Here is a 21,970-nt window from a genome sequence, read left to right as displayed (position 1 = left end):
GCCGGACCGGCCGCTCCGACAGGACATTCATCTGAGAGGGATGGTCTTCATGGAAGCGCTCTACACCGCTGTCGCCACCGCCACCCACGGCCGTGACGGTCGTGCCGTCAGCTCCGACGGCAAGCTCGACCTCCAGCTGGCCGTGCCGGTGGAGATGGGCGGCAACGGGCAGGGCACCAACCCCGAGCAGCTGTTCGCCGCCGGTTACGCCGCCTGTTTCGCCAGCGCCCTCGGCCTCGTCGGCCGCGCGGCGAAGGTCGACGTCAGCGACGCCGCGGTGACCGGCGAGGTCGGCATCGGCAAGCAGGGCGAGGGCTTCGGCCTCGCCGTCACGCTGCGCGTCGAGCTCCCCGACTCCGTGGACCAGGCCACCGGCCGCAAGCTGGTCGAGCAGGCCCACCAGGTCTGCCCCTACTCCAACGCGACCCGCGGCAACATCCAGGTCGAGCTCGTCGTCGAGTAGTACCGCACCGTGCCGTCCCCGTGCCCCCCGCGCCCGCGAGGGGCACGGGGATCCGCGCGTCCGGCCCTCGCCGCCCCGCGGTGTGCCGGACCCACCCGCATGCCCCGCCCTACACCTCATCGGGTGACTCCGCTGTCCGTGCGCAGCGGCCCCGGCACCATGTCCAGGCCCCGCGCCCGTGGCCGTACGGCCTGTTCCAGCAGCAGCGGGAGCCCCACCACCGGCAGCACCCACACCAGCACGATCAGCCGGTCCCCGTAGATGGTGATGTCGGGATGCCCGGCCTGGTTGAGGACGCCGGTGAGCGCGCCCGCGAGCAGCAGGACGGCGAAGGCCGGACGCCGCCGCCCAACCCCCCACGCCCCGGCCGCCAGTGCCGCGAGGACGAACGGCTCCCACAGCTCCCGGCGCAGCCATTCCACCCAGAAGTCGGCTTCGAGATGCAGGAACTCCGGCCACGGGCGGGCGCGGTCCGGGACGGCGAAGTGCCCCGTGAGCAGGTCCTGGAGGCTCTCCGACTCGGCCGGGTAGCGCAGCGCCCGCGCCGCGACGAGCGTGACCACGACCGCCCCGGCCGCCACCGCCCCGATCGCCCTGAGCGGCGGCGTGAGCCCGCGCAACGGCCGGCGCAGACCTCCGTGCCGCACGCCGGTCACCGCGCACGCGCCCGCCAGGCACAGCCCGAGGAACAACGCCTGCGAGTGCTTCACCGTGAAGAGCGCCGCCAGCGAGCCCCCGACCAGCAGGCTCCCGGCCCGCGCACGGCCCTCCAGCGCCAGCGCGCAGCCCCACAGCGCGGCCAGCGTCAGATCCAGCAGCAGACCCTCGGTCATCGGGCGCATCGCGGTCGTCCCGCACGGCAGGACGTAGAAGAGCGCCTGCCCGGTCAGGGCCACGACGGTGGGGGCGCGCAGGGTGCGCAGTACGAGGAAGGCGAGCACGCCCCCGGCGACGGTGACGAGGACGCTCGACACCCACACGCCCCACTTCACCCCGAGGACCGTGACGAACGGGGCCAGCAGCGCCGGATACCCGGGCCGCGCCTCGAAGATCCGCATGAAGCGCGCCGACATGAACGGCACGGTGTGCCCCGAGGTCTGCCCGGCCCGCAGCCGCTTCGACACCCCCTCCCACTGCTCGCGCCGGCACTCCTCGAAGACCCGCCGGGTGGGGCTCGGCGCGTGGAAGCGCAGCACGTCGACGCTCTGGTCACGGCGGGCGAGGGAGGCCCTGCCGGTACAGACGTAGTCGATGGTGAGCGAGGCCGCCTCCTGCTTGCCCGCGCCGCCCAGACTCAGCGCGTACGAGAGGTAGTTCTTGCTGTCCGGGGTGTCCCGGCCGGTGATGTTCGCGAGTTGCAGGACGGCGAAGACGGCGGCCAGGACGATCACCCAGAACCGCGCGGGCCTGGAGCCCGGAAGCAGGTCCACCGGGGTGCTCACGACGAGGTGAGGACGTCGTGCTCCGCCTGTGCGGGCACCTGGACGGAGGGCGCCGGTCCCTCGACGTGCTCACCGAGCATCAGCGTCCGCACCACCCGCTCGGCGGCCCGCCCGTCGTCGAACGCGCAGAACCGCGCCCGGAATCCGGCACGCAGCCGCGCCGACTCCGCGTCCCGCCACGCCCCGGACGCGAACAGCCGCGCCAGCTCCTCGTAGGAGCGGGCCACATGACCCGGTGCGTCGGCCGTGATGTCGAAGTAGGCGCCCCGGCTCGCCGCGTACGCGCCCCAGTCGTCGGCGTGCACCACGATCGGCCGGTCCAGGTTGGCGTAGTCGAACAGAAGGGCCGAGTAGTCCGTGACCAGTACGTCGGAGGCGAGCATCAGCTCCTCGACGTGCGGCTCGTCCGTCGCGTCGACCACGACCCCGCGCCGGTGCAGCTCGGACAGACCCGCCCCGCGCGCCGGACCGTCCACGAGCGAGGGATGCAGACGGACGACGAGGGTGTGGCCCTCGCCGAGGTCGTCGGCGAACCGGGCGAGATCGACACGGTCGAGGTGGCCGCCCCTGACGTAGTCGCGGCGCGTCGGCGCGTACAGCACCACCCGGTGGCCGGCCGGGATGCCGAGACGCGCCCGGACCCGAAGTCCGTCCTCGGGCCGCGCCCGCACGAGAAGGTCGTTGCGGGGGCTGCCGGTGCGCAGCGAGGTGAAGTGGCAGGGGTAGGCGCGGTCCCAGACCAGCTCGGAGTGGCGGTTGGCGACCAGGCTGTAGTCCCAGCGGTCCGCGCGGCGCAGCATCTGCGGCACGTCGAAGCCGTGCCGGGCACCGGGCTTGCCCAGCAGGTCCGCGCCCATGTACTTCAGCGGTGTGCCCTGGTGGGTGTGGATGTGCACGCTGCCCTCGCGCTTGACCAGGGAGCCGGGCCAGTTGACGTTGTTGACGAAGTACGTGGCCCGCGCGGTCACCCGGCGGTAGTCGAGCGAGTCCGGCGTGACGTGCTCGACGCCGGGCGGCAGCAGCGCCACCTGATCCGCGCGCACCACCCACACCCCCCGGATGTGCGGGGCGAGTTCACGGGCCGCGCGGTAGACGGCACCCGGATCGCCGAGCACCCCGCGGTGCGAGAACGCCGAGTACACCGCCAGGCCGGGGTCCAGTGGCCGGAGTTCGTGCGCCGCGGACCAGCCGCGCTTGATCCGGGTGACCGCGGCCGAGCGCGCCTGCTGCCCGCGCCGGACCAGCTCCCCGCCGGCGCGGGCCGCCTGCCGCCGGGCCCGGTAACGCGCGTAACCGCCCAGCAGGACGCGGAGTTCGGGCGGCACGGGGCCGTTGCGGTGCTTGCGGAAGAGCGCGGCCGTCCGCGCGAAGAACTCGCCCTTGTCGGAGGCGGGCAGCCGGTCCGGCTTGGCGAGGATGTCGAGACAGTGCTCGCCCATCTTGCGGTGCAGATACGGGCGCCAGCGCGCCAGCTCCGGACGGGAGTCCACGAACGCGAAGACCCGCTCGTACTGGTCGTGGATGTCGAAGTGCTTGCGGCTGGTGGTGGACAGGATGTTGCCCTGGCGCCGCTGCCGGTAGTTCAGACAGATCCGGTCGAGCGTGGCGATCCGGTCGGCGCTGAGCATGACCGGGAAGGTCCAGGGCGTGTCCTCGTAGTAGCCGGGCGGGAAGGTGAAGCCCTCCCGCTCGACGAACTCGCGGCGGTAGACCTTGTTCCACACCACCATCAGCAGTTCGAGGATCTCCGGGTGCTCGGCGGCGCGGAAGGTGCCGTCCCCCGCCTCGGACAGCAGATGCGCGAGGACGTTGCGGCGGGTCCCGCCCCACCAGTAGGTGCGCGCGTAGTCGAACACGAGCACATCGGGGCCGGTGGGGCCGGTGGGGCCGTCGGGGGCAGCGGTCTCGTCGAGGCGGTCGGCGATGGCGCGCAGGGCGCCCGGTGTGAGCGTGTCGTCGCTGTCCAGGAAGAGGAGGAACTCGCCGCCGGCGTACGGCATTCCGGCGTTCCGGGCGCGTCCGAGCCCCACGTTGCGAGGCAGGTGCAGCACCCGCACGCGCGGGTCGCGGGCCGCGTACTCGTCGAGGATCGCGCCGCAGCCGTCCGGCGAGCAGTCGTCGACGGCGATCACCTCGAGATCCGTGTACGACTGGTCCAGGACCGAGTCGAGGCACTCGCGCAGAAAGCCCTGCACCCTGAAGACGGGGACGATGATGCTGAAGCGGGGCACGTCAGCTCCTTACGAGGGTGGACGCGGCGGGGGCCGGAAGCCGCTCGGCGAGCGGGATCACCGGGGGGATCGCCTCGGGCGGCTGGCCCAGCAGCACTCTGCGGACGACCCGTTCGGCGGCCTGCCCGTCGTCGAACGAGCAGAACCGCTCCCGGAATCCGGCCCGCAGGGCCCGCGAGGAGTCGTCCGCGTAGGAGCCGTCGCGGAACACCCGCGTGAGCTCCCCGGGGGTACGGGCCACCGGCCCCGGCGGCGCCTTGAGCAGGTCGAAGTAGACGCCCCGCGTCTCCTGGTACACCTCCCAGTCGTCCGCGTACACGACGATCGGACGGTCGAGGTTGGCGTAGTCGAACATGATCGACGAGTAGTCCGTGATCAGCGCGTCGGCGGCCAGGCAGACGTCCTCCGAGGAGCGGTGCCGGGTCACGTCGATGATCCGGCCGCTGCCCGCGCGGCCGCCCTCGTCGTAGAAGTAGTGGGCGCGCAGCAGCACGACGAAGGAGTCGCCGATCTCCTCGCAGAACGCCTCCAGGTCCAGCCGGGACTCGAAACCCGTGCTGTAGTCCCGGTGCGTCGGCGCGTAGAGCAGGGCCGTCCTGCCCTCGGGCACGCCCAGCTCCCCGCGCACCCGGGCCACGTCCTCGGCGGTCGCCGTGCAGTAGACGTCGTTGCGCGGATAGCCGTACTCCAGGGCCTCGTACGTGCCCGGGAACGCCCGCTCCCACATCTCCGTGGAGTGCCGGTTGGAGGAGAGGTTGTAGTCCCAGCGGTCCACCCGGGTCAGCAGCTTGGTGAAACTGCCGGTCGCCGCGGCCACCACCGGGTACGTCGACTGGTCGACGCCCATCTTCTTCAGCGGGGTGCCGTGCTGGGTCTGCAGATGCACACTGCCGGGGCGCTTGACGACGCCGTCCGCGAAATTGGCGTTGTTGATCAGGTACTTGGCGCGGGCCAGCACCTCCCAGGAGCGGGCGCTGCCGATCACCGCGTGGTCCACGCCCGCGGGCAGCCCGTCCACCGCGTCCGCCTCGACGAGGAACACCCCCCGGATGTGCGGGGCGAGTTCACGGGCCTTGGCGTGGATCGCGGCCGGGTTGCAGGCGTAGCCGCGCCCCCAGTAGGCGCAGTACACCGCGAGGTTCTCGTCGATCGGGCGGCGCAGCTGCGCGGCGTACCGCGTACGGGTGCGCAGCAGCCGGGGAGGCGGCGCCTTCCCCCAGACCCTCGGCAGCCGCCGGCTGGCACCGCGCAGCGCACGGAACGCGCTGTACGCCCCGGCCGCCAGCAGCCGGTGCTGCACCCCGACCCGGCCCGGCGGGGGCCGGAACCCGGCCGGGCGGTGCAGACGGTAGAGCCTGCCCGCACGGCGGAAGAAGGCCCGGCGCCGGCTCAGGGGAAGCCTCCTGGGATGGGCCGCCGACTTCAGCACCGCCGTGAAGAGGTCGCCGAACAGCGCCCTCGACCGCTCCTCGGACAGCCCCTGTCCTGCGGCCCGACCGAGCACCAGGCCGATCTGGTCGAGCAGGTGGAACTGGTGCTCGCCCGGCTCGTTCAGCCGGCTGCCCTGCCGGCGCAGCAGATGGCGTACGAGGACGGAGCGCAGCACCGCCATCCGCTCGGCGGCGAGATTCACCAGACCGCCCCAGCCCAGGTCCGTGAAGTGGCCCTGGGGGAAGGAGAGATGGCGCTCGCGCAGGAAGTCCCGCCGGTAGGCGGCGCTCCAGGCCGGCAGCAGCACACCGGTCAGCCGCGGTGCCCGGTCGGGCGCGAAGACCCCCTCGGGTGTCCTCGGGAGCGGGGGCGTGCTGGTCTCGACGTCCCACCAGTGGACCCGCTCGTGCGCGAAGTACAGGACGTCGGGCTCCTCGCGCAGCCCGCCGTCCAGGGTCCCCAGCGCGCCCGGCACCAGGACGTCGTCACCGTCCAGGAAGAGCAGATACGTGCCGGCCGCCGCCCCGATCCCGGTGTTGCGTGCCGCGCTCAGCCCGTCCGACGGCGGCGAGTGCACCGGGACGACCCGGGAGTCGCGCGCGGCGTACCCGGCGACCACATCGGCCGCCGGTGAGTCCGGCGCGTCGCAGACCGTGATCAGCTCGAAGTCGCCGAAGGACTGGCCGAGGACCGAGTCCAGTGCGAGGGCCAGCCGCCCGGCGACTCCATGGGTGGGGACGATGATGCTGAAGCGGGGCATTCTGCTCTTTCTCTCACAGGGAGCTGAGGTCTCGGGGAGCGCTGAGGCGGGTTGTCATCGCCCCGGCCGGCCGGCCGGACGCCAGGTGGCGGGCCGGGACGGCGTGGGCCGGGAGGGGCTGGAGGGCATGCCTGCTCCGGTTCAGAGGGTCTCGGTGACGGGGGCGGGAGAACCGGGCGCGGGCACCGTGGCGAGAGGCGGCACCGGCTGGGTCCGGGCGGCCGACGCGACCGGGTGGCGCTCGGCGAGCGGGAGGGCCCGCGGCAGCCCGCCGTTCTCGCCCAGTACGACATGGCGCACCACCCGCTCGGCGGCGAACCCGTCCTCGTACGGGCAGAAACGCTCGCGGAACGTGGCCCGCAGCCGCGCCGAACGGGAGCCGCTCCACCGTCCGCCCGCGAAGATGTCGATCAGCTCGTCCTCGCTCCGCGCGACCTCGCCCGGCGGGAAGGCACGCACGTCGAAGTAGGTCCCGCGGGAGGCCTCGTACGCCTCCCAGTCGTCCGCGTGGACCACGATCGGCCGGTCGAGGACCGCGTAGTCGAACATCAGGGACGAGTAGTCGGTGACCAGCGCGTCCGAGGCGAGACAGAGGGACTCGACGCTCGGGTGGTCGGAGACGTCGATGAGCCGGCTCCCGGGGACGGCGGTGAGGGGACCCGCGTACGCGTGGTGGGAGCGGGCCAGCACGACGAAGCGCGGGCCGAGCCGGCGCAGGACGCGCTCCAGGTCGAGGGTGAGGCGCTGGGTGAGCCGGTAGTCGCGGTGCGTCGGCGCGTACAGGACCGCGACCGTGCCCGCGGGGATGCCCAGGGACTCGCGCAGCCGCGCCACGTCCGCCGAAGTCGCCCGCTGGAAGACGTCGTTGCGCGGCAGACCGTACTCCAGCGTGGTGAAGGCGGCCGGGAAGACGCGCTCCCAGACCAGGGTGGAGTGGCGGTTGCCGGACAGGCAGTAGTCCCACTTGTCGGCGCTGCGCAGCAGTTCGGCGAAGTCCGTGCCGCGGGCGGCGGCCGGGCGGTCCTGCAGATCGAGACCCATGTGCTTGAGCGGGGTCCCGTGCTGGGTCTGGATCATGATCTGGCCGCGCCGCTTGACCAGCCTGCGGTCGAAGTTGACGTTGTTGACCAGGTACTTGGAGCGGGCCAACGCCGTCCAGTACCCGGCCGAGCCGGGCCGCAGCCCGTGCGTCGCCGACGGGATCGTGTGGTGGTGCTCGGGGTGCGCGATCCACGCGGTGCGGATGTGCGGCGCGAGATCACGGAACGCGGACTCCAGGGCGCCGGGGTTGCAGCCGTGACCGCGCCCCCAGTAGCTGGAGAAGACGGCGCGGTCGGCGCGCAGCGGGAGGCGGAGCTGCACACGGTAGTGGAACTGGAGCGCCGCGCCGCGGGCCCCGCGGAGCAGTTCCTTGGTGCGGCGCAGCGTCTTCTTGTGGACGCGTGACGCCAGCGACAGCAGCCGGTACGTGCGGTGGTTGCCGAGCCGGACCAGGGCGTGCCGGACACGGGTGCGCAGGCTGACCGGCGCGCCCGGCGCGCGGTGGCGGCGGTAGTGGGCGCGGGCCGCGCGCAGGAACTCGGCGCGGGTGCCGCGCGGCAGCCGGCCCCGCTTGGTGAACACCGTCGAGAGGTGGTCGACCATGCGGCGGAACAGGACCGGGCGCCAGTGCTCCAGCTCCGGGTGCGCGTCGAGGTGCGCGAAGACCCGGTCGTACTGGGCGAAGATGTCGAAGTGCTTGCGGCTGCTGGTGCCGAGGATGTTGCCCTGGCGGCGCTGGCGGTAGTGCACACAGACCCGGTCGAGGGTCGCGATCGTCTCGGCGGAGGTCAGCACCGGGTACGTCCACGGCGTGTCCTCGTAGTACCCGGGCGGGAAGGTGAAGCCCGCGCGTTCGACGAACTCCCGCCGGTACGCCTTGTTCCACACCACCATCAGGACCTTGAGCAGCCCCGGCCGGTCGTCGAGCCGGAAGGGCGCCGGGCCCTCCTCGGTGAGGTGCGCCGCGAACTGGTTGCGGACCGCCTCGCCCGACCAGTAGGTGCGCGCGTAGTCGTAGACCAGGACGTCCGGTTCGCCGGTCTCCTTCAACCGGTCGGCGATGGCGTGCAGCGCGTCCGGTGTGAGGGTGTCGTCGCCGTCCAGGAAGACCAGATAGTCGCCGGTGGCCTGGGCGAGCCCCGCGTTGCGGGCGTGTCCCAGGCCCACGTTCCGCGGCAGACGCACGGGACGGACACGGGCGTCACGCTCGGCGAACTCGTCGATGATCGCGCCACAGGCGTCGGGTGAACAGTCGTCGACGGCGATCAGTTCGAGGTCGGGGAAGGACTGCTCCAGCACGGATTCGAGGCATTCGTGCAGGTACGCCTGAACCTTGTACGCGGGGACGATGACACTGAACCTGGGCAACGGACATCCATGGGTCGGCGCGGGCATACTGCCCGGCAACGGCCGAAGGGGTGACTTGGTTACGCCAGATGTGGCATATGGGGGACCCCGGGTGAACGCCGAGGGGCGAACCGGTGTCCGGTCCGCCCCTCGACCCGCCTGCCGTACCGCTACTTGACGGCGCCCGCCATCACGCCGGACACGAACTGCCGCTGGAACGCGAAGAACACGGCCAGCGGGATCACCATCGAGATGAAGGCGCCCGGTGCCAGCACATCGATGTTGTTGCCGAACTGGCGTACCTGGGTCTGGAGGGCGACCGTGATCGGCTGGCTGCCCGAGTCGGAGAACACCAGCGCGACCAGCATGTCGTTCCACACCCACAGGAACTGGAAGATGCCCAGCGAGGCGATCGCGGGACCGCCGAGCGGCATCACGACCCGTACGAACAGGCGCAGTTCACCCGCGCCGTCCAGCCGGGCCGCCTCCAGCAGCTCCCGCGGGATCTCCGCGAAGAAGTTCCGCAGCAGGAACACCGCGAAGGGCAGACCGAAGCCCACGTGGAAGAGGATCACACCGAAGATCGTTCCGAAGATGCCGATCTTCCCGAAGAGTTCGGCGATCGGGATCAGCGCCACCTGCACGGGGACGACCAGCAGGCCGACCGTGCCGAGGAACCACCAGTCGCGGCCCGGGAACTCCATCCAGGCGAAGGCGTAGCCCGCGAGCGAGCCGATCACCACGACCAGGAGGGTCGCCGGAACCGTGATCAGCACCGTGTTCAGCAGCGAGTTGGTGATGTCGCTGTTCTCCAGGAGCTTCTGGTAGCTGTCCACGGTGAGCTGCGAGGGCTCGCTGAACACCTTCCACCAGCCGGACGCGCTCATGTCCGCCGGCCTGCGCAGCGAGGACAGCAGCAGCCCGATGGTCGGCACCAGCCAGAACAGGCCGACGAGCAGCAGGAAGACGCGTACGATCCCGCCGCTGACGCCGCTCGCGAGGCGGGAGCCGAGCGAGGTCCTGGCCTTCTCCCGGGCGGTGACGGGCGTGGCCTTGGTGACCGTGCCGGCGTGTGTGGTCATCGCCGTACCTCCCGCCGGAGCCGTCGGATGTTGAAGAGCATCACCGGGATCACGAGCAGCAGCAGGAACACCGCGATGGCGCTCGCTATGCCCGGCTGGTCCTCGGAGAAGCCCTTGCGGTACAGCTCCAGGGCCAGCACGTTGGCGTCGTCCTGGGAGGAGCCCGGCGCGATGATGAAGACCAGGTCGAAGACCTTGAGGACGTTGATCATCAGGGTGACGGCGACGACCGCGAGCACCGGCGCGAGCAGCGGCACCGTGACCCTTCTGAAGACCTGCCACTCGTTCGCGCCGTCGACCCGGGCGGCCTCCAGCAGTTCCCGCGGCAGACCCGCGAGCCCCGCCGCGATCAGCACCATCGCGAAACCGGCCCACATCCAGATGTACGAGCCGATGATCGCCGGGGTGACCAGGGACGGGCCGAGCCAGTCGAGGCCGTTGTACGGCTCCTTGAAGTTGCTCGCGGGGAGCCGGAGCAGGGCCCCGTCGGCCTGGGCCGGCAGCGTGAACGTGCCGTTGTCGCGCACCTTCGTGGAGGCGACCACCTTGCCGCCCTTGAGGGCCTCGACCTTCATGCCGGCGTAGCCCAGCTCACTCGGGTCGGCCTGCCCGAGCCTGCCGACGCCCTTGCCGCGGGTGAAGTCCTGCCAGGCCGTACCGGTGACCTTGCCCGGCTCGACGGCGGCCTGTACGGCCTTCTTCGCGCTGCCGGGCATCTGGTCGGGAGCGACACCGACGAGCGGCAGGGCGACGGACTGCCCCGCCCGCACCGCCTGGCCGGTGACGAACCCGCCCTTCTCCGGCCGGAGCGGCGACTGCCGTCCCGGGTGGGCCTTCGGGAACGCGGACGACTCCGCGAAGGTGTCGTGCACCCCGACCCAGACCGCGTTCGCCACCCCCTTGTCCGGGTCCTGGTCGTACACCAGCCGGAAGATGATCCCCGCGGCGAGCATCGAGATCGCCATCGGCATGAAGACGACCAGCTTGAACGCCGTGCCCCAGCGCACCCGTTCGGTGAGTACCGCGAAGACGAGACCGAGCGCGGTCGCGGTGGTGGGCGCGAACACGACCCAGATGACGTTGTTCTTGAGCGCGGCGCGAATCCCGTCGTCCGTGAACAGCGCCTTGTAGTTGTCGAATCCGGCGAATCCGTCACCGGACTGGTTGAGGAAGCTGCGGACCAGCGAGTACCCGATCGGGTAGACCACGAGCGCGCCGAGCAGCACGAGGCAGGGCAGCAGGAACAGCACTGCCACGGCCCTACGGGTACCGGTCACGCTCTTGCGCCGTGTTGCCGCGGGAGGGGTCGGGCCGACCCCTCCCGCCGTTGCCGACGTCATCGCCGGATCAGCCCTTGTACGCCGCGGCCGCGTCGGCCTCCAGTTTCGCCTGCGTCCCCGCCACGTTCTTGGGGTTCTTCAGGAAGTCCTGCAGGTCCTTCCACTCGCCCTTGCCGGGCGTACCGCCGAAGGACTGCGGGGCCTGGTCGGACATGTCGAAGCGGAAGTCGTCGCCGGCGGCGATCAGGGCCTTCGCCATCGACTGCTGCACGGCGTTCGGATACGCGGAGTTCGCCACGCTCTTGTTGGGGGAGAGATAGCCGCCGAGCTTCGCCTGGATGGTCGCCGCGTCCGGGGAGGCCAGGAAGGTGACCAGTGCCTGGGCCGCCTTGGAGTCCTTCAGGACGACGGCCGCGTCACCACCGCTGACCACGGGCGCCTTGGCACCCACCGCCGGGAACGGGAACACCTTCGCGTCCGTGCCGATCTTCGCCTTCGTCTCCGCGATGTTGACGCCCACGAAGTCGCCCTCGAAGACCATGCCCGCCTTCGGCTGGTCGCCGCCGGTGAACGTCTGCGTCACCGAGGCCGGGAACTCCGTCTGCAGCGCGCCGTCCGGGCCGCCCGCGATGTAGTTCTTGTTGCCCCACAGCTGGGCGAGCGTGGTCAGGGCGTCCTTCACGGACGGGTCCGTCCACTTGATCTTGTGCTGGGCGAGCTGGTCGTACTTCTCCGGACCGGCCTGGGAGAGATAGATGTTCTCGAACCAGTCGGTGAGGGTCCAGCCGTCCGCGCCTCCCACGGAGACAGGGGTCACCCCGGAGTCGTAGACGGTCTGGGCGGTGGAGAGGAAGTCCTTCCAGGTGGTGGGCTCCTTCGCCCCCGCGTTCTCGAAGACCTTCGTGTTGTACCAGACCAGCGACTTGTTGGCCGCCTTGTAGTACACGGCGTACTGCTTGCCGTCGACCTTGCCGAGGTCCTGCCAGCCCTGCGAGTAGTTCTTGGCGAGCTGGGCCTGGGCCTCGGCGCCGACCGGCTTGGCCCACTTCTTCTCGACGGCCTGCTTGATGGCGCCGACCTGGGGGAGCAGCGCGACGTCCGGCGGCGCGCCGCCGGCGATCTTCGAACCGAGGAAGTTGATGATCGGGTCCTGCGCGGGGACGAAGGTGACCTTCGCGCCGGTGCGCTTCTCGAACTCCGCCAGCACCTTCTTGAAGTTGGCCTGTTCGGGCCCCGTCCACACGGCGGCGACCTCCAGGCTCGCGCCGTCGAGCTTGGGCAGACTGACGCCCCCGCCGCTGCCCGCCGTGTCGCCGCTACTGGCGGGGCTCTTGCCGTCGTCGCTCTTCTTGTCGTCGCCACCGCCGCATGCGGTGAGGGTGAGTGCGCCGACGATGACGGCGGCTGCGGCGGCCTGTGCGGCCCTGTGCGTCGAGTGGGTGGGCGACCTGTCTGTACGAAGCGATCTGCGCATCACTGCCCCGTTCCTCGTTCCTCGTCGAACGTCCGGCGCTGTCCCGTGCGGTCTGGTCTACGCCCGGGGCCTTAAGGGCGGCAAGAGCGCCTGCGGTGTCAAGTGAGCGATCGTGATTGGGTCGTGACGTGGACTGCCGGCCTGGCCGGCCCGGGTGGGTGGTTCTTCGGGTGCGCGTGGGTGGGGGCTGGTCGCGCAGTTCCCCGCGCCCCTGGAGGGTGGCCGGCGGCCGTTGTGCCGTCCCGGCCCGTACCCGGGGGCTCCGCCCCCAGACCCCCGTTCGGCCTGAACGGCCTCGTCCTCGAACGCCGGACGGGCTGAAAGACATGCCCCTGGCCGAAGCCATCCGCTCGCACCCGAAACCTCCGGCTCGCACCCGAGACCTCCGGCTCGTGCCCGTATCTGCGGAGCGCGCGCCCGCACCTTCGGCTCGCACCCGCACCTCCAGGGTGAGCCCGAAACCCTCCGGCTCGCGCCCGCATCTCCAGCGCGGGCGCGCATTTTCAGCCCGTCCGGCGTTTGAGGACGAGCCCTTCGGGCGATGCGGGGGTCCAGGGGCGGCAGCCCCTTGGCGGGGTCCGGGGCGGAGCCCCCGGGGACGGGGCGAGGGCAACGGGGTCAGAGGAGGGACGGAACCTCGGCGGCCGCCACCGACCTCGCCGCCCGCTCCAACGCACTGGCCAACAACGCCAGATCCGTCGGCCCGTTGCCCAACTCCCGCACGGGCCGCCGCGCCGGCGGATCCCCCATACGCTGCCACTCGAGGGCCACGACCGTCGGCCGCAGCGTCGCCGTCCGCGGAATGCGCCCCGTGACCCGCCCGGCCTGGAAGGGCGTGACCCGGCCGTCCGGCGTGAACAACCGCCCACGCCCGGGGGCGGGTTCGTCGGCCCCGGGTGACACCGGGTCCAGGGCGACACGGAGCCCCGCGGAACGCCCCGGCTCACTGGCCGCCGCCCGCCCGTCGTCCGAGGCGGCCGCCACGAGATGGACACCGAGCCGGTCGCCCTCACGCGCCACGGCTTCCAAGGCGCGTACGACCGAACCGGCGGCCGGCCGGCCCGGCGACCCCAGCGCGGGGGAGAGCAGCGCGTCCAGGTCGTCGACCACGACAACGAGACGGGCGAGCGGCGGCCCGGGTTCGGCACGCGCGCGTGTGGCCGCCGGCCGCAGCCGCAGCGTCGAACTGGGCGGGGTGTCCAGATCGGCGGCACCCGAGGACGCGTCGGACGGCGTCCCGGGGGCCGGCCGGACCGCTCGCTGGCCGACGAACCGGCCCGACACCTCCCGGTGGGTGTGCCACTCCGCGAAGCCGAGCCGCCCGAGAAGCTCGGCCCGCCGCTTCAGCTCGGCGCTCAGCGACTGAGCGAACTCCCGCATCCGCACGGGGTCGTTGGCGGTGAGATGGGTCGTGACGTGAGGGAGGTCCGTACAGACCCGCAGCCCCTCGCCGCCCTGCGCCGCGCCGGGGCCGCCGGTGCTGTCCCGGCCGTCCACCAGCACGATGCCGAGCCGGTCGGGCCGCTCCGCGGCGGCCAGGGACGCGGCGATCGAACGGAGCAGCTCCGTACGCCCACTGCCCGGCGGGCCCTCGATCAGCAGATGGGGGCCCTCGGCGGGGAGGTCCACCGCCAGCGGCCCCCGCGGGCCGGCGCCCAGGACCGCCCGTCCGCGCCCGCCGAGCGACTCCGTGTCATCGGCCGCGTCCGCCCAACGCGCCATCAGTGAGGCGGGGGTGGCGCGGGCCAGTCCCAGTTCGTCCAGCAGACGGGCGACGTGGGGGAGCGGAGCGGACACGCGCGTGTGCCGGTCGCCGTGCGCGCCGTCCGTGCGCAGGGGCGCCAGGGCGCGGGCGAAGCGCTCGGCCCAGGCCCGGGACACCGCGTCCACGGTGGCGACCGTGCCGTGCCCGACGGGCCCGCCGGACGCGACCCGCATCAGCCGCAGCGCCGTGGCCACGTCCCCGCTGAGCAGCGCGACGGCCCCGCACTCGCGGAACGCCGGTGACGCCGAACAGGCCGCCTCGTACGTCTTCGTCACCGGGGACGCGGGGGACGCCGCGGCGGTCTCGGCGAGGCAGAGCACGTGGATGCCCGCGCGGGGCCCCTCGTGCGCCAGCCGCAGCACGGCCTCCCGCACGTCGGCCCCTCCGGGGTCCCCGTCGACGACGACCAGCGTGTACGGCCCGTCGAAGTCACGGTCCGGGTCGGTGCCCGCGGTCCCGCCCCTGTCCGCCGGGTCCTGGTCCCGCGCCCAGGACGGGCGCCGTCCGGCGGCCCGGGTGTCCAGCGGGATGTGGTCGGCCTCGTCGTACGGCCGGGGGCGGGCGCCGGGGCCGGTGGTGCCGGCGCCCCGGGAGTGCGTGGCGTGACCGCCGTCCGCTTCCGCCAGGTGGTCCTCGAGGCGGCGCAGCAGCTCGTCCGTGCGGGCGGTCGCCTGTTCGCGGTCGTAGGCGAGGAGCAGGCGGCAGTCCTGGCCGTGGGCCGGGCGCAGATGGGGGAGCCAGCCGAGCCAGGCCCATTCCGCGGTGCGCTCCTCGACCGGGCGGGAGCGGTCCGTGCTGAGCAGGACGATCTCCAGGGTGTCCGGCGAGTGCAGCGCCGCGAGCTGTGCCACCACCGAGCGGGCCAGCCCCGCGAGGCGCGCCCGCGGTCCCGCCAGGCCCAGCGCGCCGGCCTCCCGCAGACCGGCCGTGACCGGCACCGCGGGCAGCAGCCCCGAACCGTGGGGCGTCGCCCGGTCGGCCGTCCCCAGCCGTACCGTCAGGGCCTCCGGGTGCCCCGGGCCGCGCTCCCACAGCCGCGATCCCGGTCCGAGCGCGGTGAGCAGCAGCGTCGCGGGGTCGGGCCAGCTCTCCGGCATCTGTGCCGTGCCGCGGTCCGCCGTGGACTCGGCGGCGTGGTTCTCGCCGTGCTGCCCGTACTCACCGTGTTCCCCGTACTCGCCGTGCTCTCCGTACTCGTACGGGTCCTGTCCGGTGTCCGTGGGCTCGCCCCGGCTTCCGGTCAGGCGGCGCGCCCAGGCCCCGAGGCCGCCGCGCTTGCGCTCACCCGGCGGCAGCTCGGTGCCCCGCGGGGGAGTGCCCTTCCTGGCGCCTTGATCAGGGCCGGCCGGGGACCGGGCGAGGTCCCCGGCGGACGTGGTGCCGGGACCGGACCGCTCCGGCCACCTGCTCTCGATCCCGGGCGCCCCGCCCTGTTCCGGCACGACGGGGGGCACGGCGGAGGGTGCGGCCGGGGCGGCGGGCGAGGCGGAAGGGGCGGCGGGCGGTACGGCCCGGCCGTGCGTGCGTGTTCCGGTGGCGTCCTCGGTGGCTTCCCACCGCGTCGATCCGTAGGCGTGACGGGTGTCATCGCGGGGCGGCTCGGGGGCGTCCGGGGTACGGGCCCGGGGCACGGACGCGACGCGGGCGGACGCCGGATCCGGGCGGGCGCCCGTGCCGGCCGTGGTGGAGACCCGGACGTGTCCCTCCCCGTCGGGTGCCGTCCCCACGGAGCCCGGGCCGCCGGGCGGGGCCAGCCGCAGGGCGGACTCGCCCACGCGCAGCAGCGCGCCCGGCGGGAAGCCGACCGGGCGGGCGGTGACGCGGGTGCCGTCCAGCGTCGTACCGTTCGTCGACCCCAGGTCGGCCACCGTGACGCGGCCCTCGGGCGAGACCGTGACCGCGCAGTGCAGACGGGAGACGTCGGGGTCGTCCAGCGGGACGTCCGCCTCGACGGAACGGCCGATGTGGATCCGCCCGCCGTGCAGCAGGTGGACGCCGCCCGCGTCGGGGCCCGCGACGACGTGGAGCTGGGCCGCCTCCTCGTCGACGTCCGGACCGGGTTCCGTGGGGGCGCCCAGGGACAGCACCGCGCCGTCGGTCAGCGGCGGCTCGCCCAGCGTGCAGCGCTGCCCGTCGAGCCGCTCGGCGCCCGCGTACAGCACGACCGGACCACCGCCGGGCTCCCGGCTCCGCTCGGACGGGGCGGCGCTCCCGTCCCCGCCGACCGCCGAGGCCAGACCCGACGCCACCGCCGCCAGCGCCGTCCCGGCGGGGGCGGTGACCAGCACATCACAGGCCGTGGCACGCCCCCGCGGCTCCGAAGGCGGGCCCAGCGGGTCTACGACGGTCAGCCGGATCTGCATCGCCGTCAGGGGTCCCTTCCGCGCAGGCGCCCGCGACGAGGACGAGGCTGTGCTGCGGTCCCCCCACCGCAGATCCCCCCACCGCGCACGGACACGTCGGCCAGTACTGAAGGCATCCTCGCACCTGTCACTGACAACACGCCCGCCACCCGGGCAGAAGTGATCTTGATTGGTCGGCTCTGCCCGTAAAAGTGCCTGCCCAGTGCCCGACCGGTGCCCGCTTGGGATCGGTCGCGGCATCCGTCACACCCCCGTCGAAGGGGCCGAACGGCAACCAACCGTCGCGAGTGAGCGTCTTTCCATCGAACATGTACGGGAACGCCTGCGTAAGCGTTTATACGAACCACAGGCGCTCACGGGAAGCACACAAGGACGACAGCCCGGTGCCGGGCAGCTCGGCATTACAGTGGGCGGAACCGCCGCGGCAGAAGTGACGCAGATGCGACAACGGCGGACGGACCAGGCAAGCAAGCAACAGGGAGCGCATGACGTGCGGCCGGTAGGGAGCAAGTACCTCCTTGAGGAGCCGCTGGGACGCGGCGCCACAGGCACCGTCTGGCGAGCCCGCCAGCGGGAGACCGCGGGTGCCGAGGCGGCCGTCGCCGGCCAGCCCGGCGAGACCGTGGCGATCAAGGTCCTGAAGGAGGAGCTCGCCAACGACGCGGACGTCGTGATGCGCTTCCTGCGGGAGCGGTCCGTCCTGCTGCGGCTCACCCACCCGAACATCGTGCGGGTCCGCGACCTCGTCGTCGAGGGCGATCTGCTCGCGCTCGTCATGGATCTGGTCGAGGGACCCGACCTGCACCACTACCTGCGCGAGAACGGCCCGTTCTCGCCGGTCGCCGCCGCCCTCCTCACCGCTCAGATCGCCGACGCGCTCGCCGCCAGCCACGCCGACGGTGTCGTGCACCGGGACCTGAAGCCCGCGAACGTCCTGCTCAAGCAGGACGGCGGCCAGATGCACCCGCTGCTCACCGACTTCGGCATCGCCCGGCTCGCCGACTCCCCGGGCCTGACCCGGACCCACGAGTTCGTCGGTACGCCCGCGTATGTCGCGCCCGAGTCCGCGGAGGGACGTCCGCAGACGTCCGCCGTCGACATCTACGGGGCGGGCATCCTGTTGTACGAGCTGGTCACCGGACGCCCGCCGTTCTCCGGCGGCTCCGCCCTCGAAGTGCTGCACCAGCACCTGAGCGCCGAGCCGCGCCGGCCCTCCACCGTGCCCGATCCGCTGTGGACGGTCATAGAACGCTGTCTGCGCAAGAACCCGGACCAGCGGCCCAGCGCCGAGAACCTCGCGCGCGGGCTGCGCGCCGTCGCCGAGGGCGTCGGCGTGCACGCCACCTCCGCGCAGATCGCCGCGGCGGACGGGGTGGGCGCGCTGCTCGCCCCCGACCCGGCACCGGCGCCGGTCCCCGGTACGCCGGGCGCGGCCGACCCCACCCAGGTGCTGCCGCACGGCGCTCCGGGGGCGTACGACCCGAACGGCGCGACCAGTGTCCTTCCGCACACGGGCGCCGCCGATCCCACCGCGGTCCTGCCGCACCGGGGTGCCGCCGACCCGACCGCCGTCATGCCGCCGGTGCCGCAGAACCAGCCCGGCGGAGGGCCCGGCCGGCCGGAGGACCCGCATCCCTGGCAGAGCCAGTTGCGGGCGGCCCGCGACCGCAACGAGCAGACGCAGTTCCAGCAGTACGTCGACCCGGACCAGGACCCGCTGCGCCGGCGTCCGCAGCGGCAGGTCGCACGACCGCAGCAGCGGCCCGAGCAGCAGCAGGGCCAGCAGCCGCCGCCCGGATACGGGTATCCGCAGCAGGGACAGCAGCCCCAGCGGTACGCGCCTCAGCAGCCTCAGCAGTACGGGCAGCAGCAACAGCAGCAGTACGGGCAGCAACAGCAGCAACAGCAGCAACAGCAGTACGCGCAGCAACAACAGCAGCAACAGCAGTCCCGGCGGGCGCAGCGTCAGCAGCCGCAGCCCCAGCGGTACGCTCCCGCGCCGCAGCAGCCCGAGGCGCCCGCGCCGCGGCAGTCGCGTGAGCCGCGGCAGCGCAGTGCCAACCGGATGAGGATCCCGGGGCTGGGCTGCCTCAAGGGCTGCCTGTTCATGATCGTCATCCTGTTCGTCGGCGGATGGCTGGTCTGGGAGTTCAGCCCCCTGCAGGGCTGGATCGGCTCCACCAGGTCCTTCTGGGGCGAGCTGACGCACGGGTACCACACCGTCAGCGACTGGGTCGGGAATCTCGGCTCGGGCTCGTCCGGCAACTGACGCGCCGCGCCCGCGCACCTGACCGGCGGCCGGTCCGCGGCCGACTCTGGGGACTTGTCGACATCTGGCGGGTGATTTCCGCCTCCGGAGTGAAGGTTGGCTCCTCGGACGCGTACTTTTAGCGGCAACACGCGTCGGTAGGAGCAGTCTTGGCACGGAAGATCGGGAGCCGCTACACCGCCCACCAGATTCTGGGGCGGGGCAGCGCCGGTACGGTGTGGCTGGGCGAGGGACCCGAGGGGCCCGTCGCCATCAAGCTGCTGCGCGAGGACCTCGCGTCCGACCAGGAGCTCGTGGGCCGCTTCGTCCAGGAGCGCACGGCCCTGCTCGGTCTCGACCATCCCCATGTGGTCGCGGTGCGTGACCTCGTGGTGGACGGCAACGACCTCGCGCTCGTCATGGATCTCGTACGGGGTACGGACCTGCGCACCCGGCTGGACCGGGAACGGCGGCTGGCGCCGGAGGCCGCGGTCGCGATCGTGGCCGACGTCGCGGACGGCCTGGCGGCGGCGCACGCGGCCGGGGTGGTCCACCGGGACGTCAAGCCCGAGAACGTGCTCCTCGACATGCAGGGGCCGCTCGGGCCGGGTGGCGCGCACCCCGCGCTGCTGACCGACTTCGGTGTGGCCAAACTCATCGACTCGCCGCGGCGGACCCGGGCCACGAAGATCATCGGCACGCCGGACTATCTCGCGCCCGAGATCATCGAGGGACTGCCGCCGCGGGCCGCCGTCGACATCTACGCCCTGGCGACCGTCCTGTACGAGCTCCTGGCCGGGTTCACGCCCTTCGGGGGCGGACACCCGGGAGCGGTGCTGCGGCGGCACGTGACCGAGACGGTGGTGCCGCTGCCGGGGATCCCCGAGGAGCTGTGGCAGCTCCTCGTGCAGTGTCTGGCGAAGGCCCCGGCGTCGCGGCTGCGGGCGTCCGAGCTGGGAGCGCGGCTGCGGGAGCAGCTGCCGTTGCTGGCGGGGATGCCGCCGCTGGACGTGGACGAGCCGGACGGGGAACCGGCGGAGGAGACGTCCGAGGAGGCCGCGGAGCCGGCCGAGCCGACGTCGCGGGTACGACGAGGGGCCGTGCCGCTGGTGCCGGGCGCCGCGCCGGACTCGAACCGGGACACGCACACCTCGATGCGGGTGCCGGGGCCGGACGAGCTGGCCGGCGGGGCGCGGGGGACGGCACGCGTGCCGCGGGCCGCGGGGGCGCCCCGGCCCGGATCGGCGCGGCATCGGGCCTCAGCCCGGCGGCGCCGGATCACGCTGGGGGTGGCGGGAGTGGTGCTCGTCGCCGCGGTGGGGGTGGGGACGTGGCTGGCCACCTCGGGGGACGACGGAGGGCGCAGCCCTCCGACACGAAGAATTCGGCGGCCTCTCCCTGACGGGTCCCGTCCCGTCGTGTCCCGTCAGGGGCTTCGCCCCGGACCCGAAGGGCTCGTCCTCGATCGCCGGACGGGCTGGGGGTGCGGGCCCGCGCTGGAAGGTTCCCGCGCGGAGCGGGGCCCGGGACGGACCGGGGATGCTTACCGGGGTACGGCTTCTCAGCCCGTCCGGCGTTTGAGGACGAGGCCGTTCAGGCCGAAGCGGGGGTCCGGGGCGGCAGCCCCGGGACGGGGAGGCCCGGGGGTGCGGTCCCCGGGGGTGAGAGCCCCGCTTGCCGCAGCCGTTACGCTGGAGGCGTGGCAGTCGTCGATGTATCCGAAGAGCTCAAGTCCCTCTCCTCGACCATGGAGTCGATCGAGGCCGTCCTGGACCTCGACAAGCTGAGGGCAGACGTCGCCGTGCTCGAGGAGCAGGCGGCCGCGCCGTCCCTGTGGGACGACCCGGACGAGGCGCAGAAGATCACCAGCAAGCTGAGCCACCTCCAGGCGGAGGTCAGGAAGGCCGAGGCGCTGCGCGGGCGTATCGACGATCTGAGCGTGCTCTTCGAGATGGCCGAGGAGGAGGACGACCCGGACACCCGCGCCGAGGCCGAGTCCGAGCTCACCGCCGTCAAGAAGGCGCTGGACGAGATGGAGGTGCGGACGCTGCTGTCGGGGGAGTACGACTCCCGCGAGGCCGTCGTCACCATCCGCGCCGAGGCCGGCGGCGTCGACGCCTCCGACTTCACCGAGCGGCTGCAGCGCATGTACCTGCGCTGGGCCGAGCGGCACGGGTACAAGACCGAGCTCTACGAGACCTCGTACGCGGAAGAGGCGGGCATCAAGTCCACCACCTTCGCCGTGCACGTGCCGTACGCCTACGGAACGCTCTCCGTGGAGCAGGGCACCCACCGGCTCGTGCGGATCTCGCCCTTCGACAACCAGGGACGCCGGCAGACGTCGTTCGCCGGTGTCGAGATCCTGCCCGTCGTCGAGCAGACGGATCACATCGAGATCGACGAGTCCGAGCTCCGGGTGGACGTCTACCGTTCCTCGGGTCCCGGCGGCCAGGGCGTCAACACCACCGACTCCGCGGTGCGTCTGACCCACCTGCCGACCGGCATCGTCGTGTCGTGTCAGAACGAGCGGTCGCAGATCCAGAACAAGGCGAGCGCGATGAACGTCCTCCAGGCCAAGCTCCTCGAGCGGCGCCGCCAGGAGGAGCAGGCCAAGATGGACGCCCTCAAGGGCGACGGCGGCAACTCCTGGGGCAACCAGATGCGTTCGTACGTGCTGCACCCGTACCAGATGGTCAAGGACCTGCGGACGGACTTCGAAGTGGGCAACCCCGAGGCCGTGTTCAACGGTGAGATCGACGGGTTCCTCGAGGCCGGAATTCGCTGGCGCAAGCAGCAGGAGAAGTGACACGGGGCCCCAGGGCCTCTTTGTCGACATGGCAACTGCCGCTCTTTGAGCGGCAGTTGCCTTTTTGTGTGGCGGTTGTCTGGGTTTTACGTCACAGTCACATGTCTTCATGGCGGTCAAATGGAGCTGATCCGGACATCGCGGCCGCAACGACCTTGACGCTGCTTTGAAAACTGGGAAGGGTGACGCGTGGCATGCGTATCTCTGGGGCGCATGTGAACCGGGGGGTCGAGCAAA

At 72.6% G+C, this 21,970-nt stretch carries 11 protein-coding genes and 1 pseudogene; 4 read left to right on the top strand and 8 right to left on the bottom strand.

All coding sequences use genetic code 11. The features are described 5' to 3' along the window. Positions 1-49 precede the first annotated feature (49 nt). Entirely contained in the window at positions 50-463 is a 414-nt protein-coding gene (locus HEP85_RS16325) for an organic hydroperoxide resistance protein (RefSeq protein ID WP_168528401.1), read from the top strand. A 116-nt stretch (positions 464-579) separates the two neighbouring features. On the opposite strand, the gene HEP85_RS16320 is transcribed toward HEP85_RS16325, so the two are convergent. The 8 genes from HEP85_RS16320 to HEP85_RS16285 all read right to left on the bottom strand — a co-directional run bounded on the left by HEP85_RS16320 (position 580) and on the right by HEP85_RS16285 (position 16,679). Beyond that, positions 580-1,905, bottom strand: a complete 1,326-nt coding sequence (locus tag HEP85_RS16320; RefSeq protein WP_329288138.1) for a hypothetical protein — start codon at positions 1,903-1,905, stop codon at positions 580-582. Continuing rightward, the gene (locus HEP85_RS16315) at positions 1,902-4,136 is read right to left on the bottom strand and encodes a bifunctional glycosyltransferase/CDP-glycerol:glycerophosphate glycerophosphotransferase (protein ID WP_168528400.1); all 2,235 of its coding nucleotides are present in this window, start codon (positions 4,134-4,136) and stop codon (positions 1,902-1,904) included. Before HEP85_RS16315 ends, HEP85_RS16320 begins: the two co-directional genes overlap by 4 nt. A 1-nt stretch (position 4,137) precedes the next feature. Further along, positions 4,138-6,327 (bottom strand): CDP-glycerol glycerophosphotransferase family protein, encoded by a 2,190-nt coding sequence (locus tag HEP85_RS16310; protein ID WP_168528399.1) that lies wholly within the window; start codon positions 6,325-6,327, stop codon positions 4,138-4,140. Between the two features lie 141 nt (positions 6,328-6,468). Then, the gene (locus tag HEP85_RS16305) at positions 6,469-8,736 is read right to left on the bottom strand and encodes a bifunctional glycosyltransferase family 2 protein/CDP-glycerol:glycerophosphate glycerophosphotransferase (protein WP_168528398.1); all 2,268 of its coding nucleotides are present in this window, start codon (positions 8,734-8,736) and stop codon (positions 6,469-6,471) included. A 149-nt stretch (positions 8,737-8,885) separates the two neighbouring features. Then, the gene (locus tag HEP85_RS16300; protein ID WP_168528397.1) at positions 8,886-9,797 is read right to left on the bottom strand and encodes a carbohydrate ABC transporter permease; all 912 of its coding nucleotides are present in this window, start codon (positions 9,795-9,797) and stop codon (positions 8,886-8,888) included. Next, positions 9,794-11,074: a carbohydrate ABC transporter permease gene (locus tag HEP85_RS16295; protein ID WP_248001953.1), complete on the bottom strand. Its 1,281-nt coding sequence runs from the start codon at positions 11,072-11,074 to the stop codon at positions 9,794-9,796. The genes HEP85_RS16300 and HEP85_RS16295 overlap by 4 nt, the downstream gene beginning before the upstream one ends. Before the next feature lie 70 nt (positions 11,075-11,144). Further along, positions 11,145-12,551, bottom strand: coding sequence for an ABC transporter substrate-binding protein (locus tag HEP85_RS16290; protein ID WP_168528395.1), 1,407 nt, complete (start codon positions 12,549-12,551; stop codon positions 11,145-11,147). A gap of 618 nt (positions 12,552-13,169) precedes the next feature. Continuing rightward, the gene (locus HEP85_RS16285) at positions 13,170-16,679 is read right to left on the bottom strand and encodes an FHA domain-containing protein (protein WP_369657737.1); all 3,510 of its coding nucleotides are present in this window, start codon (positions 16,677-16,679) and stop codon (positions 13,170-13,172) included. A gap of 490 nt (positions 16,680-17,169) precedes the next feature. On the opposite strand from HEP85_RS16285, the gene HEP85_RS16280 reads away from it, so the two are divergent. The 3 genes and pseudogenes from HEP85_RS16280 (at position 17,170) to prfB (ending at position 21,733) form a co-directional block, all read left to right on the top strand. Continuing rightward, the gene (locus tag HEP85_RS16280) at positions 17,170-18,948 is read left to right on the top strand and encodes a serine/threonine-protein kinase (RefSeq protein ID WP_168528394.1); all 1,779 of its coding nucleotides are present in this window, start codon (positions 17,170-17,172) and stop codon (positions 18,946-18,948) included. 149 nt (positions 18,949-19,097) lie between these two features. Next, positions 19,098-20,329, top strand: a pseudogene (locus HEP85_RS16275) (serine/threonine-protein kinase). 297 nt (positions 20,330-20,626) lie between these two features. Further along, positions 20,627-21,733: a peptide chain release factor 2 gene (gene prfB / locus HEP85_RS16270; protein WP_168528393.1), complete on the top strand. Its 1,107-nt coding sequence runs from the start codon at positions 20,627-20,629 to the stop codon at positions 21,731-21,733. Positions 21,734-21,970: the final 237 nt, after the last annotated feature.

Origin of the sequence: Streptomyces sp. RPA4-2, assembly GCF_012273515.2 — a bacterium.
GTDB classification, from domain to species: Bacteria; Actinomycetota; Actinomycetes; order Streptomycetales; family Streptomycetaceae; genus Streptomyces; species Streptomyces kaempferi.
Note: the sequence above shows the minus strand (reverse complement) of the source record. Positions and strands in the feature narration are given on the sequence as shown.